Origin of the sequence: Sphingomonas turrisvirgatae, assembly GCF_001721295.1 — a bacterium.
Taxonomy (GTDB): domain Bacteria; phylum Pseudomonadota; class Alphaproteobacteria; order Sphingomonadales; family Sphingomonadaceae; genus Sphingomonas; species Sphingomonas turrisvirgatae.
Map to the genome: position 1 here is coordinate 18,876 of NZ_MDDS01000015.1, position 14,325 is coordinate 33,200.

The window sequence follows — 14,325 nt, forward strand, 5'->3', positions numbered from 1 at the left end:
GGAACCATAAACCTCATTCGCAGAATCGGTTCTCGATTCCTTGACGGCATTCGAGAATCGATAAGCGATTCCTGCCCTGATTATTCGATACTGTAGCCAAGTGCGCGATAACCGACCTGTCGTTTCGCGGCCATGCGCGAGAGCAAGGGAACTGCGTCGTCGACATAGTCATAGACCAGCACGTCAGTCTTACCTGCATGCCGGCGATGCAGCCGCCCAACATATTGTGCGAGAGTGCCTTTCCATGAGATCGGCATTGTCAGGAACAGCGTGTCGAGCCGATCATCGTCGAACCCTTCGCCGATATATCGGCCCGTCGCGAGGATGAGGCGCTCCTCGCCGTAGGGCACCTGCAGCGCGGCATCTGAAGCTTTGCGCTCCGCCGCGCTCATGCCGCCGCGCAGCACCGCAAGATTCCGGACGAAGCGCGATAACCGGCTCTGCAGATATTCGAGATGGTCTTTGCGTTCGGTCAGGATCACCGGCGACCGCTTCGCTTCCAGCGCGCGCAGCACATCATCGAAGATGAGATCGTTGCGGCCTTCATCCTGCGCGATTGCCGCATAGACCGCGGGCATTGGCGGCCTGTCCATGATGGCAAGCGGCTGTGGCAGCTGGAACGCTGTACGCCGCTGTCGCACACGATGGGCGATACCCCGCCGGGCGGCTTGCGTTCGGGCATCGACCCGATGACGGATCGGGCCGCATTGCATGAAGATGATAGGCTGATGCCCGTCCTTTCGCGCAACGGTTGCAGACAGGCCGAGAACGAACCGGGCTTTGGCCCGTCTGGCAACAAGCTCGAAGCTCGCCGCGGACAGGTGATGGCATTCGTCGACGACAAGGTGGCCATAGTCGCCAACCAGGTCCGCGACCTCGCCATGTCTTACGAGGCTCTGTATCAGTGCCACGTCGATCACACCGGTGGGCTTGCGCTTGCCGCCACCGATAGTTCCGATCAGCTTCGGGTCGATGTCGAGGAACGTCCGCAACCGCTCGACCCATTGCTTCACCAGTTCCTTGCGGTGGACGAGCACCAGCGCATTGACCCCACGCTTGGCGATCAGATGCGCGGCGACCACCGTCTTGCCGAACGCCGTTGTCGCCGCCAGCACCCCGTCATCATGCGGCGCAACCGCCTCGATCGCGCGGATTTGAGGCTCTTCGAGATTGCCGTGGAACGACACGCCATCGGGTAACGGGGTCCCGGCCATTCGCTGATCGTCGATCGTGGCCGCGCTCCCATGCATGGCCAGCAGCGCGACGAGTTCGTCCAGACACCCCCGCGGCAGCCCGATATGCTTCTGGTGAATCTCGGCGCAGGAGACGATGCGCGGTTTGCCGAACGTAGGTAGGCGCATTGCCTGCGCCTTGTAAAATTCGGGGTTCTGGAACGCCGCAAGCCGGATGATCTGCGCTGTCAGCGATGCGGGTAAGTCCGTGCGGTCGATATAGACCTGATCGCCCAACACGATATCGAGCCTCTCCGGCACCGGCTCGGTTGCCGGGGGCGGGTTAGGCCGTCGGGACGGCATCATCTTCCACGGCTCGGCCGCATGCTCGTCCTCGACGGGCATACGCACGCCCAGCACCCGTCCGCGCATTTCTGCATCGGCCACCATGCGGGAGGCATCGTGCCCATCCAGCTGTGGCAGCGAGGAGAGGAACGCCCATTGATCGTCATAGGGGCGAAGCTGCCCATCCACGAACAGGCTGTTTCCCTGCCGGCGAGCGCGTCCCTGTAAAGGCAGCGCGATCAGATTGCCGAACCCGCCGAGCGGCATGGTGTCCTGGCTCGGGAAGAAGCGGTCATAGGAGCCGAACCCGATCTCGGGACGCCGCTCCATCGTCTCGGTCAGGAGCGATGCGCCCAGCGCGCGAGCGGTTCGCGCCGGCACGGCGTCGGCAAAGAAGATCCAGACATGACCGCCATTGCCGGACCGGGACCGTTCCAGCGCCGCCGGCACGCCGCGCAGCCGACAGGTTTCCATCATGGCGAGCGCATCCTCGGCCCAGCTCGCCTTGTCGAAGTCCGCCGCGAGAAAGCGGCAGCTCTCGTCGGCCAGCAGTGGATAGACGCCCGCAACATAATCGCCCGCGTCGGATCGCGAGGATGCGCCGCCGCGCAGATGTCGGTCGATGACGTCGTCGGTCACGGACAGGAACGCCTGGTGCGCGCACTCGCCGCATTTGACTTGAGGCTTGTCGCAAAGCCCGCGTTTCCATTCATTGCCGCAGGCTGGCGCATAGCCGCCGCGCCCGGACTTGCGATTCTCCCAGCGGAGCGGGAACACATCCTCGCGCCCTGCGAATAACCGGCGGAACAGCGCGATCTTGTCACCCGTCGGCGAGGTCGCCGTCACCGGAGCCTCGGGGAACAGCGAGACGGCAACCTCCTTTCGGTCCTCAGCCACCTCCCGGGCCGCGAGCGCGTCGAGCGCTTCGACCACGGCCGCCCGCTCATCATCCAGCACTTTCAGTCGAGCCCGCAGCCGCGCTGCCTCCTCCATTTCGGGATATTCGCTCACGCTGCGGCAGCCTGCGCGGGCAGGCGATCACGATAGATATCGCGGATAATCCTCTCCGCGCTTTCCCGATCGTAAAAGGGTTGCAGCTTTCGGCTCCCAGGGATCGCCGGCGCCAGACCAGCATGCCGCAAGTGCTGATGCACCCTGACCGCATGGGTCGCCTTGCATGGGATACGCGCCAGTTCCGCCGCGGATACGAAGCGGGCTCCGAACGCCTCGATCTCCACGCGCCGCAATGCCGGCATGATCCTGAGCGAAGTCTGTTTCCTGTCCACCGTGAACCACCCCAGTCGCTTGAGGTTGGCGACCGTGGGGATCGTCACGCGAAGATGCCGCGCAGCCTGCGCCATGAGCATGAACATCGGATCGTCTTCATATTCGAGACCGGCGATGACCGCGTTTGTGTCGACCAGGATCTGCGCGATCCCACGTTCGCTGCGCAATCGGCCCGTTGCTTTGATCTGACCTCGGAGCAGTCCGCCGATGATAGCATCCGAGGAGCGGTAGCAAACGCGCACGGCGCGCAAGATCGTCTCGCTGCCTCGTGGTGGCGTGTCCATGAACGGTGCATCACCGTGCAAAGCCGTAAGGAAGCGCCCGAGGTCGACAAGCCGGTATTGCGCGGGGATCGAAGCGCCGCCGAGCGGGAAGGCCCGCGGCAGATAGTTCCGAGCGACCAGCGTCTTGAACAACTGGTGCGTGGTGCCGAGGTGACGACGCGCTTCTTCCGGCGAGCACGACTTGCGGAAGAAGGCCACCAGGGGTTCTTCGAGGGCTTTCGGAACGACCACGCCCCGATCCTTGCGCAGCAAAGGTGCGATCATGCCAAGCGCCGCCGCTACCGTCGCGACCCGATCCGCGGATACGCCGCACCGTCCCGCCAGACCGCCCAGCGTCGTCAGATCGCCCTCGGGCGCAGGCTTACGGAATAGGATCGTGCCTGCCGTTATTGGCACATTCTTGACGACATGGTCCCGGACGGCCTCCCGGATCGGGTCGAGCGCCGGATGGGTCGACAGGCCGAGCCAGTGTTGCAGGCGTCCATAGACGCCCACCGGCGTCCGGCGTTTCCACGGACATGCCGCCAGCATGCCGTCCAGCATCTCTTCGAACCGATTGGGGAAGTCCTCGCAGATGGCAAAGCCCACGGCCATCGTGCGGGTTCGTTCCGCAAGTCCCTGACGACGCCAGCTGACGATCGATCTGCCCCAGCGCGCTACCGAGCCCAGCCATTGCATGATCTCGGCAGCGTCCGCGAACGCCAGGTTGTCGAGGAAGCTATGGGCAAGGCGGGGCCCATCGCCAAGCCTTCCGACAAGATAGGCATCGCCGATCCTGCCATCCGATGCGACTACTTCAGTCCGTTCTGCCGTCAGGTCGTGCCCGCATTCGCAAGTGGCTGGTGACAGATGAGAACGCCGGAACGTGCGCCGACAGGCAGGGCAGGCGGCCAGCAGCGTCCGGCCATGGCGAGGGCAGTTCGATATCTTCGCCACATCCCACCACGACCGTCGCCGGGGGCGACACGCCACGGGCCCTTCGTCCTGCTCGATGTCCGATCGCAGGCAGTCCGGGCAGATGCGCGCGAAGTTGCAGCTGTAGCTGAGATTCCGGCTGCGGCTGACAAGCTCTCCGGCGAGAAGGCTCCCCTCGATGGTCTGGATGATCGAGTTGTAGAGCAGTGTTTCGAGCGGAACACTGCTGAGTCGGGCGATATCATCGAAGCGCCGCCCGCGCTCCATATCGCGAACGAAGTCAGTTCGATCTGCAAGCGGCACCTGCCGCGCAAATTCGAGACGGCTTTCGCAGCCGTGCCGCAGGGCAAGTCGATTGAACAACGCCCAGCCCGGCTCGAACGGCGCCGGCCGCACGCGTAGGGCAAGCCGGGGCGCCGACGCTGTCATAGGCCCTCGCGTATAAACGGCCGAAGGGGTTGTGCGCCCCTTCCGCGCAACTTCGTGACCCGGCTCATATTCATGGGCGGTGGCGGATCGGTATCGCGCAGCCAGATCTCGCGCAGGCGTTCGCCGGAACACAGGAAGGGATTGTCGAGGCGAAGCGGCACCATGCCTGTTTCCACCGGCTCATCCTCGAGCAATGCATCGAAGTCGAGCATGTCTCCGACATCGGCTTGATATACAGGATACCATCCCGCATGAACCTGTCCCAGCAGATCGAGGTCGATCGACCGTCTGCCATTCGCCAGCGCCGTGCTCAGGGCTTGGCTCAGGTATTTCGAGACGATCCCGATCTCGCCACCCGTCGCAACATAGATACGCTTGGCCATCTCGTGTTTGGCGAGCCCCGACGCTTCCGGCAGCCCCAACATCTTTTCCATGACGCCGAGCACGCCCGAGAACATCGTGCGCCCGCTCCGCGTCGCCCAGTCATAGGGTTTCAGGATGACTGTCGGTTGAAGGCGGCGGCGCAACTGCATCGTCCTCTCACCCGGTACGGCGATGTCGAGCAGTCGGGGAAGTCCCGCGATCACGATCTGCACCTTCACCCGGTTGAGCAGCGACTTGATGAACTCGGTCACTTCGGCCGTCGTCTCGGCATTGTTTTCGTTCACCATGTGATGACCTTCATCGATGAAGATCATCTCGGTGCCGGTCTCCTCGGCGTAGAAGGCGATCTTCTCGATCACCTCGCTGGTGTTCCAATGGTCCCGCGCGCGGTAGCCGTAGGCGCCGAGGATCGCCCCGACGAGCGCCCTCCGCGTCGTCCGCTCGGGCGCCTCGACGTAGACTATGCGGCGGATATCGCCATCCTCGGTCGCGCGGTCGGGATAATCCGCCATATAGTCCTCGAGCGCTGTCGTCTTGCCAGACCCGGCAGCGCCGACGATGAGCAAGGCCCGCGCCTTGAAGCGCCGCGCGTCCTCGCGTGGGCGATATCGCCCATGCAACTCGCGGATCGCGGCTTTCGCCTCCGTGTGCCGCGTGTGCGGGATCACGGTGGTTTCGAACGTCAGCACGGCATCGGGCACTGCGGGCCGAGCCGGCGAGGCCATGGCGTGGCGACGAGTCATCGTTTCGGCTCCGACCATTGTGCGACCAGCGCCTCGATGTCCGCATCGAGATCGGCAATGGGAGGCAAAGGTTCTGGCGCCTGTTCCTCCGCAGGTGGCGGTACTTCCGCTGTCCAGGCTTCCGACGTCGTAAGGGGAAGCTGATTCTGGCCCTCGATCGGCGTAAAGTAGCGCCCGTCGGTCTCGTATCGCGCAGCGCGCGTCTTGGCGCGGACCTTGCTCTTCCTGTCCTGCAGTTCGCCCGCCGTCTGCGCGGCAAGACCGCGTGCCGCTTCGAGATCGGCGACCGTCACGGGCGCATTCCTGGGCAGGCTGCGCTTTGCGATCGCGCGATGGATCTTGTGCTGATATTTGGAGACGCCGCGTGATACGCTCTGGTCGACGCAGGGGATCATCTGCCACTCGCCCCGCTCATCGTCGAGCAGCCAGATTTCGCCCAGATCGTAGGGGTCGTATCGTATCTCCCAGTCTTTCTCCAATCCGCCGCGGCGCGCCAGCAGCGGTTCGAGCTTCTCCCGATCGGCGTAGAGCAGCCCCTCATACTGGATGCCGATGTTGGAGATACGCCGGAAGAAAGTCTCCCCGGTCAGCCGGACGATATGGTCGAAGTCGGGGACGGGCCGCACCGGATATAGCGTCGTGAGCTCTCGCCAGCGCTCATAAGGTGTGCATCGCAGCGTGTCGTGGACGCTATGATGATAATCATCGACGATCCATTTGAGGATGCGGCCGCGCACCTCCTCGAGCGACAGCTTCGCCCGGGCCACCGGATCGTAAAGATCCATGGTCCGCGACAGGGTCGTGCCTTCCTCATGACTGAACACCTGCACCCCGATGGTCTGGAACACGCGCTCGATCGCGCCCTTGAGCCACGGCATCTTCACCGGCAGGTTGACGATGCCGATGTCTAGCATCCTGGCGGCCGTCTGCAGCGACTGCGACCGGAACTCCTTGCCGTAGCAGATCAGCCATTCGGGCACGCCGTGGCATGGCCAGTCGTGATCGATACCCTCGATCCCCGAGAGATCCTTCTTCCATATGGCGTGACCCAGCGCCCGCTGGAGCGAGGCATAGGACGGCGCCTCGAAGCTCAGATGGGCGCCCACGATCATGCGCGTGGCGCGATCGATGAGCGCAGTAAGCCAAGGCCGGCCCAGGGCGCGGCCGCTCTGTGGGTGGACCACCACCAGATCGATCAGGCAATGATCGACCTCGACCTCTTCAAGCGGTCGCTCGGGCGGGGTCCGCCGCTCGAAGATGCCGAACTTGAGCCAGGCGGCACGACGGCCGAAGCGGCGCTCATATTCCTGCCGCTCGGTGTAATTCTCGCGGATGAACACCCGGAATGTCCGGTCGCTGACCGCCGGCACATTCTGCTCGCGGCACAGATCGACATAGCGACGATAGGCATAATTCTTCCGGCGCCGGGGCATGCCCAGATACCAGGCTTCGACAGCCTGCCGCATCAGCTTGTAGGTGTCGGGGCGATCGCCGTCCTCGCGCGCATAGCGGGACTGGCGCGCGCCGCGCCGGTGATAGTGCGGAATCAGCAGCCGGATATCGCGGCCGTGCCGGCTCCACACGCCATACCAGGCCCGCACCGTGTAGGGATTGGGTCGGCTCAGCGCCTTGGGGCGTCGAGTGTCCCCGCTTCCCTTCCGGCGCTGCTCGGAGGATATCCGGGCCGCGAACGCTGCGTCCTCCTGCTCCCATTGGCCATGATGTGCTTCGAACACAGTCTCTGCAGCGGCGGCATAGGCGCCCATCAGCGTCGGATGCTCACCCCGGATAGCATCAACCATGCGCACATAGGTTTCCCGGCGCTCCGCCTCGCGACGGACGTCCTCCGGCCAGAACTCCCAGGTCTTTTCCAGCGCCTCGGCTACTGCCTTGGGCAAACCCTCCGCGTTGCAAGGATGATGCGTCAGGCGCCGCGCACCATAGACGGTGTCGATCTCATCATCGCTCCACGTTCGCGCATCGCCACCGGATTGCGGGCGAAGCAGATAACCGCGACGTTTTCGCTCGACCACCGACCAGAGCGCCATCTGACCCTGTTCATCCCGGATCGAGAGCGTGTCCCCTTGCTGGAAGCGCATCGGCGTCGCGGTCATCTTACCTTCCTTCCCGGCATGAGTACGGCGTCGTCGTCCAGCGACCGCTCAAGATCCGCGGCCAGTTCTCCGATCGCCACCAGGCCGAGCACGATGTTGACATGGGCCCGGCCGCCGAGCGCCTCGGCGGCCACGCCCAGGCTCGATGGAAAGGGGAGGTGGGTGATGATGGTGCGGATCACATGGAGGTTTTCGTGCGCCAGCACCGCTACCGCCGCACGCAGGCGACGTGCATTCGACAGGCGTGGCTGTCGCCGGATATCGGTGTCGAGCCACAATTCGTGTCGTCCGCCGCGCGCAGCGCACTCGGTTTCGATCGCCGAAAGCCGTCCGCCCAGTGTCGGGTCCGACGCCAGTCGGGTCGCCAGTTTCACCTGGCGGTAGACGACCTTTCCGTCCTCTGTTTCCAGCCGAATATCCGGCGTGTAGCGCCGCTGCCGACCCGCTTCCGTCCAGACAAAGGTTTCCGGTTGCACCGTGAAATGCGCCACATCAGGATCGACATCGAGAAGCAGCAGCGCGTCGCGCTCGAGCAGGCTCTCATAGGGCAATCCGTGGCCAGTCTTGATCGACTGATACCACCCCGTGCACGATCTTCGCCCCGGCCGTTCTGCCGGATTTCGGGCGAACCGCACCGCCGCATCAGAGCGTAAACGGGCCGATTTGTCGGTCACGCCGGCATCCACTACTCTCCTGCGGGAGCGACTCGAATTGCCGGTTGAGTATAACTACTTCCGCAAAGGGCGCTAATCGGTTCCGCCCAGACGCTGCTCGTGGAGCTGGAGGCCCGCGGCGAGGCTCCTGATCTCGTCCTGTCCGCCGATCCCGGGGCCGAGAAGCCCGAGACCTATGCCTATCAGGAGATGATGGCGGCGTGGATGGCGGCGCGCGGCATCCCCTATGAGATTGTCCGGTACGTTCCCCGACGCTTCAAACACTGGCCGCCTTACTACTCGATCCTGGCCAATGTGCTCACCAACGCAACGCTTCCCAGCATCAGCCTGGGCCGACATAGCTGCTCGCTCAAATGGAAGGTCGCGCCGCAGGATGCCTACCTTCGCGACTGGGCGCCGGCGCAGACCGCCTGGTCTCGCGGTCAGAAGGTCGTTCGCCTGATCGGCTACGATGCGTCGCCCGCCGACAGTCGTCGCTACGCGCACGCCTCCGCCATCGACGACCCCCCGTTCGAGTGCCGCTATCCGCTGCGCGAATGGGGCTGGACCCGCGATCGCTGCGTGGCGCGCATCGTCTCGGCCGGCCTGCCGGTGCCTCCCAAATCAAGCTGCTTCTTTTGCGGAGCGATCCGGCCTGACGAGGTTCGCGCGCTTCCCTCCTGGTGCCTGCGCCTGATTGTCCTGATCGAGGCCCGAGCCGAGCCCCGGCTCCGGTCCGTCGAAGGCCTGTGGCGCCGCTCGACCAAGACCAAGCCGGGCAAGATTACCGACTTTATCCGGGCGGAGCGGCTCCTTCCCGAGGCCGAGATCGCGGCGATCCGCCGCGACGCCCCGACCAACCTGATCCGTTTCCAGGACGCGGCCAGCCTCGTGCCGGTCTCAGAGCGTCCGACGATGGAAGCCTGGATCGCGACCTTCAATGCCGGCCTGATGGAGGCAGAATGACAGACCAGCTCTCCCGCATCGCCACGCTCAACGATCGCGTCCGGCAAGGTCTCGATCCGGCGGCGCGGATCGTCATCACCGCCGCTTGCGCAGCGGCGCTCGCCGAAGGCTCAGACCCCGACGCGACGCTGCGCGCCCATGGCGAATTGCTGATGGCGATCGACCGGTGCGCCTTCGCGGCCGACGAGCGCGATGAACGCCGCCGCGGCGAGGTCCTGTTCAGGGGCAGCCCGAGATGGCCGACTGACCTCACGCCGTGCGCCTCATCGGGCGCACGGATCACCAGGGCTCGCTTCGCTCCCCCCGGCGAAGCGGGCCCTTTTTTCTGTTTCCGGCTATAGGCCGGACACCGATCTTCGGTAGAATCCGGGAAGCCGCGGACACGCGGTCAGCAAGGAGTGCCGATGGCGGCCGATGATCAACCCGTTTCCTGGACCGGCCGCTTCACCGACCTCGGGCGGGACGATCAACGAGCGCTTGCAGCGCTTGTGAAAGACGGCGGGGCGATCCCCGACACGATCGAACGTATCCTGCCGCGGCTCGGCCGAAGCCACCGCGTGGAACTGCTTCGCGAGCCCGGGACCAATCGCATCGTCGGTGCCGGCGTCCTCAAAGACCCGTCCACAAACTATCGTTGCAAGAAGTTCGCCGAGGCCGGCGTGGCAATCGATGGCTATGAGGATGCCCCGGAACTTGGCTACATCGTCGTGGCAAAGGACATGGAAGGGCAGGGCCTCGGGGAGCGCCTCGTTCGCGCCGTGGCCGATCCGCTCACCAAAGCCTGCTTCGCCACGACCGACAATCCCAGGATGCACGGGAAGCTGAGCCGGGCGGGCTTCTCGCGCCAAGGCCAGGACTGGCAAGGCGCCAGAGGGAACCTCTCGCTCTGGACGCGACCTGCCCGATAGTCAGCCGCCGTCCTTGAATTTATCCGGAAACTCCGTATATTCCGGGCAGGAGAATCGCCATGCCCCAGACCGCCAGTTCCGTCGAGGTCTCGAAATCCTTCGGCCGCTTCAGCCGCCAGGCCCTCGAGAGCCCGCTGACCATCACCCATCATGGGCATGAAAGCCTCGTGCTTCTGTCGCATGCCGAATATCAGCGGCTCAAGAGCCGTGATCGTCAGGTCTACACGCTCGACAACATCCCGGACGAGATTGCCGAGGGCGTGCGCGCCGCGCGAGCGCCTGCCGAGGCAGCCGCGTTCGATAACGAGGTCGAGTCCTGACGCGTGAAAATACCTGAACCGGTTCCAGGCCTCGTCATCCGCTACGCCTATCTCTGGAGCCACGAAGCCAAGGCCGGCCACGAAGAGGGCAGCAAGGACCGCCCCTGCGCCATCCTCCTGACCGCAACCACCAAGGCCGGCGCAAGAATGGTCACCGTCCTTCCGGTGACGCACACGCCCCCGGCTGACCCTAAACTCGCGGTGGAGATCCCGGCGGCGACGAAGGCGCGCCTTGGCCTCGACGACGAGCGATCATGGGTGATCCTCACCGAACTCAACCACTTCCAATGGCCCGGCCCCGACCTGCGTCCAGCGCCCGGCGATCCGGCCGGCGACGTCGCATACGGCGTGCTCCCGGCCAGCCTCTACGAGACCATTCGCACGCGTTGGCTTGCCGCCTACGACGCTGGCAAGATCGCCCAGGTTAAGCGGACCTCCTGACCCATTGCGCCGCCAGACGCGTCCAATGAGATGACGCTGCATTTGCCGGTCAATCGCCGATCGGCCCCGCATCGACGTGGTGGGTCCCCGTCATCCTTTGGTGCCAGCGCCTTTCCGTCGCCGGTTCCTGACACCTGCGGCGAGACGGCCGCGTCCCACAACCCCATCCGCTCGCCCGTGTTGCCGCTACGCGGCTGCCCGCGCCAGCTCGCTCCCGGGGTTTCCCTCCGCGCTTCGCGCTCCGGTGTCGGCCGCGCCCGCACGCCGCTCTTCGGTGTCACCGGCGGAAAGGCCGCCGCAGCATCGGAAGGAGCAGTCCCATGAACAACGTCAACATCACCGGCCGGGTCGCCAAGGACCCCGAGACGCGCGGCACCGTCACCACCCTCATCGTCGCGACCGATCGCGTGAAGCTCAGGGACGGCAAGACCTATGTCGACGAGGCCACCGGCTACACCGCCAAGGAATCTGAGCAGCCTTGCCGACCTGAAGGCCATTTATGGTCGCAGGGCCTACATGGCGCTGTTTCAGCGTCGCCGTCCCGACGACGCGGTGCGGATTGACGCGCTTGCCCGTCAGGCGGGCGGTGCCGGCGTCCGTGCCGTCGTGACCGGCGACGTCCTCTATCACGCGCCTGAGGCTCGCCTCCTGCAGGATGTCGTGACTGCGGTTCGCGAGAAGTGCACCGTCGACGAGCTCGGCTACCGGCGGGAGGTGAATGCCGACCGAGCGCTCAAATCACCCGACGAAATGGCCCGGCGCTTTCGCGCCTACCCCGATGCGCTGCAGGCCAGCGTCGACATCGCGCGCGCTTGCACCTTCAGTCTGGACGAACTCGCTTATCAATACCCGCACGAGCGGGTGGTCGAGGGTCTCACGGCGCAAGAAGCCCTTGAGCAGATGGCGAACGATGCGGTCGACCGGCTGTTCGATGGTGATGTGCCGCAACCTTACCGCAGCCAGATCGACCACGAACTGCGGCTGATCCGTGAACTAGGTTACGCCCCCTACTTCCTGACCGTCCATGCGATCGTGCGTGAAGCGCGACGTCGCGGCATCCTCTGCCAGGGACGCGGGTCTGCGGCGAACAGCTGCGTGTGCTTCGTGCTGGGCATCACGTCGATCGACCCGATTAAGCACGAGTTACTCTTCGAGCGCTTCGTATCGGGCGAGCGCCGCGAACCGCCGGACATTGACGTCGATTTCGAACATGAGCGCCGTGAAGAAATTATTCAGTGGATCTACGAGACCTACGGCCGTGACCGCTCCGCTCTGACAGCCGTCGTTACCCGCTATCGCGCGCGCGGCGCGGTGCGCGATGTCGGCAAGGCGATGGGCCTGCCCGAAGATCTGACCGCCTCGCTTGCAGGCTTGGTCTGGGGTTGGTCGGCCGAAGGCGTGGGCGAGAAGCAGGTCGAAGAACTCAATTTGGATCTCGGAGATCGCCGGCTGCGCCTGACGCTCGATCTCGCGCGCAAGCTGATTGGTACGCCGCGCCATATGTCCCAGCATCCCGGCGGCTTCGTCCTCACGCATGACCGTCTCGACGACCTGGTACCTATCGAACCGGCCGCGATGGACGACCGGCAGATTATTGAATGGGACAAGGATGACATCGACGCCCTGAAATTCATGAAGGTCGACGTCCTCGGCTTGGGGATGCTTGGCTGCATGAACCGCGCCTTCAACCTTCTCGAGGAAGCGAAAGGTTGCCAGATCGGCCTTGCGGACCTGCAGGATGATGACCCTGCGGTGTTCGCTATGATCCAGAAGGCCGATACGCTTGGGACCTTTCAGATCGAAAGCCGCGCGCAGATGTCAATGCTGCCGCGGATGAAGCCGCAGCGCTTCTACGATCTCGTCATACAGGTCGCGATCGTCCGGCCAGGGCCGATTCAGGGGGACATGGTGCATCCCTACCTTCGGCGGCGCGAGGGTTTGGAGAAGCCGGAATATCCCCGGCCCGAGCTGCGTGCGGTGCTGGAAAAAACGCTGGGGGTTCCGCTCTTTCAGGAACAGGCGATGAAGGTCGCTATCGTCGGCGCAGGCTTCACGGCCGCCGAGGCGGACGCTTTGCGGCGGGCTATGGCGACCTTCAAATTTACCGGCGGGGTCTCGCATTTCTCGGAGAAGCTGATCGAGGGGATGGTGGCGCGCGATTATCCGCGCGAATTTGCCGAGCGCACCTTCCGCCAGCTCGAAGGCTTCGGCTCCTACGGCTTTCCGGAGAGCCACGCCGCCTCCTTCGCGAAGATCGCCTATGCCTCGGCCTGGATGAAGCATCATCACCCTGACGTCTTTTGCGCCAGCCTGATGAACGCCCAGCCGATGGGCTTCTATGCGCCCGCGCAGATCGTTCGCGACGCACGCGATCACGGTGTGGAGGTCCGTCCGCCCTGCATCAACGCGAGCCGGTGGGACTGTACGCTGGAGCCCACGAACGGCCGCTATCTCGCGGTGCGGCTTGGACTGCGCCAGGTCCGCGGTCTTTCGAACGCAGACGGTGCGGCAATAGTCGGCGCGCGCTCGACCGCTCTGTTCGATTCTGTCGAGGACGTGTGGCGCCGATCACGGGTCCAGCGGGCGGCTATCGAGAAGCTGGCAGACGCCGACGCCTACCACGCGTTCGGCGCCGATCGTCGCCAAGGGCTCTGGAAGGTGAAGGGCCTCGGCGAGGCACCTTTGCCGCTATTTGCGGCCGCTGACCGCGAAGCGCAGACCGTGAGCGCCGAGGGCCTCGAGCCGGCCGTCACCCTGCGGCCGCTAACGGATGGTCGCGAGGTGATCGAAGATTACCGCTCGCTCCAATTGTCACTGCGCGCCCATCCTCTCACATTCGTCCGCGACGAACTGGCGCGGCGAGGCGTGACCCGTTGCGCGGATCTCGCGAGCATCCGAGACGGTCGCCATGTCGAGGTCGCCGGCATCATCCTTGTTCGACAAAAACCTGGTTCGGCAAAGGGCGTCCTCTTCATCACGATTGAAGATGAGACAGGCATCGCGAATGGCATACTCTGGCCGGACCGGTTCGAGGCGCAGCGCCGAACCGTCATGTCGGCATCGATGATCGGCATGAAGGGCAGGGTCCAGAAAGAAGGCGAGGTAATCCACGTCATCTGCGATCGGATCATCGATCACGGGGATCTGCTTCACCGAGTGGGCGAGCTGTCATTCCCGCACCGGACCGGTCGAGGCGATGGAGCTCGCCATGCCGGCGCCCCCGACCGCGGAGACAAGGGTTGGAAGCCCGAGCCACGCAACTGCTATTGGCCGCCTCACGCTGACGGCATGGATCCAAAGGAGGTCGTGCGGTTCAAGTCACACGATTTCCGCTGAGCTATGAGTGCCCTTCCGCGCCACCAGC

General features: G+C 64.5%; 11 protein-coding genes and 1 pseudogene. 7 read left to right on the forward strand and 5 right to left on the reverse strand.

What is annotated here, in order from left to right; genetic code table 11:
• Positions 1–80: 80 nt before the first annotated feature.
• The 5 genes from BFL28_RS07155 to BFL28_RS07175 are packed head-to-tail and all read right to left on the reverse strand — an operon-like array spanning position 81 to position 8,347.
• Positions 81–2,528, reverse strand: coding sequence for a TOTE conflict system archaeo-eukaryotic primase domain-containing protein (locus tag BFL28_RS07155; RefSeq protein ID WP_241527250.1), 2,448 nt, complete (start codon positions 2,526–2,528; stop codon positions 81–83).
• On the reverse strand, positions 2,525–4,399 hold the full coding sequence (locus BFL28_RS07160; RefSeq protein WP_173655697.1) for a TniQ family protein: 1,875 nt from the start codon (positions 4,397–4,399) through the stop codon (positions 2,525–2,527). Before BFL28_RS07160 ends, BFL28_RS07155 begins: the two co-directional genes overlap by 4 nt.
• 29 nt (positions 4,400–4,428) lie before the next feature.
• Positions 4,429–5,559 carry a TniB family NTP-binding protein gene (locus BFL28_RS07165; RefSeq protein WP_158011633.1) on the reverse strand — a complete coding sequence of 377 codons (1,131 nt, stop codon included), beginning with the start codon at positions 5,557–5,559 and terminating at the stop codon, positions 4,429–4,431.
• A complete protein-coding gene (locus BFL28_RS07170) occupies positions 5,556–7,673 on the reverse strand; it encodes a Mu transposase C-terminal domain-containing protein (RefSeq protein ID WP_069319921.1) in 2,118 nt (705 codons plus the stop codon). The genes BFL28_RS07165 and BFL28_RS07170 overlap by 4 nt, the downstream gene beginning before the upstream one ends.
• Entirely contained in the window at positions 7,670–8,347 is a 678-nt protein-coding gene (locus BFL28_RS07175; RefSeq protein WP_131818615.1) for a hypothetical protein, read from the reverse strand. The genes BFL28_RS07170 and BFL28_RS07175 overlap by 4 nt, the downstream gene beginning before the upstream one ends.
• Before the next feature lie 75 nt (positions 8,348–8,422).
• Between BFL28_RS07175 and BFL28_RS07180 the strand changes: the two genes are divergently transcribed.
• The 7 genes and pseudogenes from BFL28_RS07180 to BFL28_RS07210 all read left to right on the forward strand — a co-directional run bounded on the left by BFL28_RS07180 (position 8,423) and on the right by BFL28_RS07210 (position 14,297).
• A complete protein-coding gene (locus BFL28_RS07180) occupies positions 8,423–9,292 on the forward strand; it encodes a hypothetical protein (RefSeq protein WP_069319923.1) in 870 nt (289 codons plus the stop codon).
• Positions 9,289–9,633, forward strand: a complete 345-nt coding sequence (locus tag BFL28_RS07185) for a hypothetical protein (protein ID WP_069319924.1) — start codon at positions 9,289–9,291, stop codon at positions 9,631–9,633. Before BFL28_RS07180 ends, BFL28_RS07185 begins: the two co-directional genes overlap by 4 nt.
• Positions 9,634–9,696: 63 nt before the next feature.
• On the forward strand, positions 9,697–10,200 hold the full coding sequence (locus BFL28_RS07190; protein ID WP_037448195.1) for an N-acetyltransferase: 504 nt from the start codon (positions 9,697–9,699) through the stop codon (positions 10,198–10,200).
• Between the two features lie 59 nt (positions 10,201–10,259).
• Positions 10,260–10,520 (forward strand): type II toxin-antitoxin system Phd/YefM family antitoxin, encoded by a 261-nt coding sequence (locus BFL28_RS07195; RefSeq protein WP_037448192.1) that lies wholly within the window; start codon positions 10,260–10,262, stop codon positions 10,518–10,520.
• Between the two features lie 3 nt (positions 10,521–10,523).
• On the forward strand, positions 10,524–10,961 hold the full coding sequence (locus tag BFL28_RS07200; protein WP_037448189.1) for a hypothetical protein: 438 nt from the start codon (positions 10,524–10,526) through the stop codon (positions 10,959–10,961).
• Positions 10,962–11,281: 320 nt separating this feature from the next.
• Positions 11,282–11,434 (forward strand): annotated as a pseudogene (locus BFL28_RS07205) (single-stranded DNA-binding protein); the annotation flags it as partial.
• Positions 11,394–14,297 carry an error-prone DNA polymerase gene (locus BFL28_RS07210; RefSeq protein WP_241527251.1) on the forward strand — a complete coding sequence of 968 codons (2,904 nt, stop codon included), beginning with the start codon at positions 11,394–11,396 and terminating at the stop codon, positions 14,295–14,297. The pseudogene BFL28_RS07205 and the gene BFL28_RS07210, both read left to right, overlap by 41 nt.
• Positions 14,298–14,325: the final 28 nt, after the last annotated feature.

What these genes read in the sequence shown, in the direction of transcription:
- BFL28_RS07165 (WP_158011633.1), bottom strand. Translation starts at nt 5,559, where the DNA reads ATGACTCGTCGCCACGCCATGGCCTCGCCGGCTCGGCCCGCAGTGCCC.
- BFL28_RS07170 (WP_069319921.1), bottom strand. Translation starts at nt 7,673, where the DNA reads ATGACCGCGACGCCGATGCGCTTCCAGCAAGGGGACACGCTCTCGATC.
- BFL28_RS07185 (WP_069319924.1), top strand. Translation starts at nt 9,289, where the DNA reads ATGACAGACCAGCTCTCCCGCATCGCCACGCTCAACGATCGCGTCCGG.
- BFL28_RS07190 (WP_037448195.1), top strand. Translation starts at nt 9,697, where the DNA reads ATGGCGGCCGATGATCAACCCGTTTCCTGGACCGGCCGCTTCACCGAC.
- BFL28_RS07195 (WP_037448192.1), top strand. Translation starts at nt 10,260, where the DNA reads ATGCCCCAGACCGCCAGTTCCGTCGAGGTCTCGAAATCCTTCGGCCGC.
- BFL28_RS07210 (WP_241527251.1), top strand. Translation starts at nt 11,394, where the DNA reads ATGTCGACGAGGCCACCGGCTACACCGCCAAGGAATCTGAGCAGCCTT.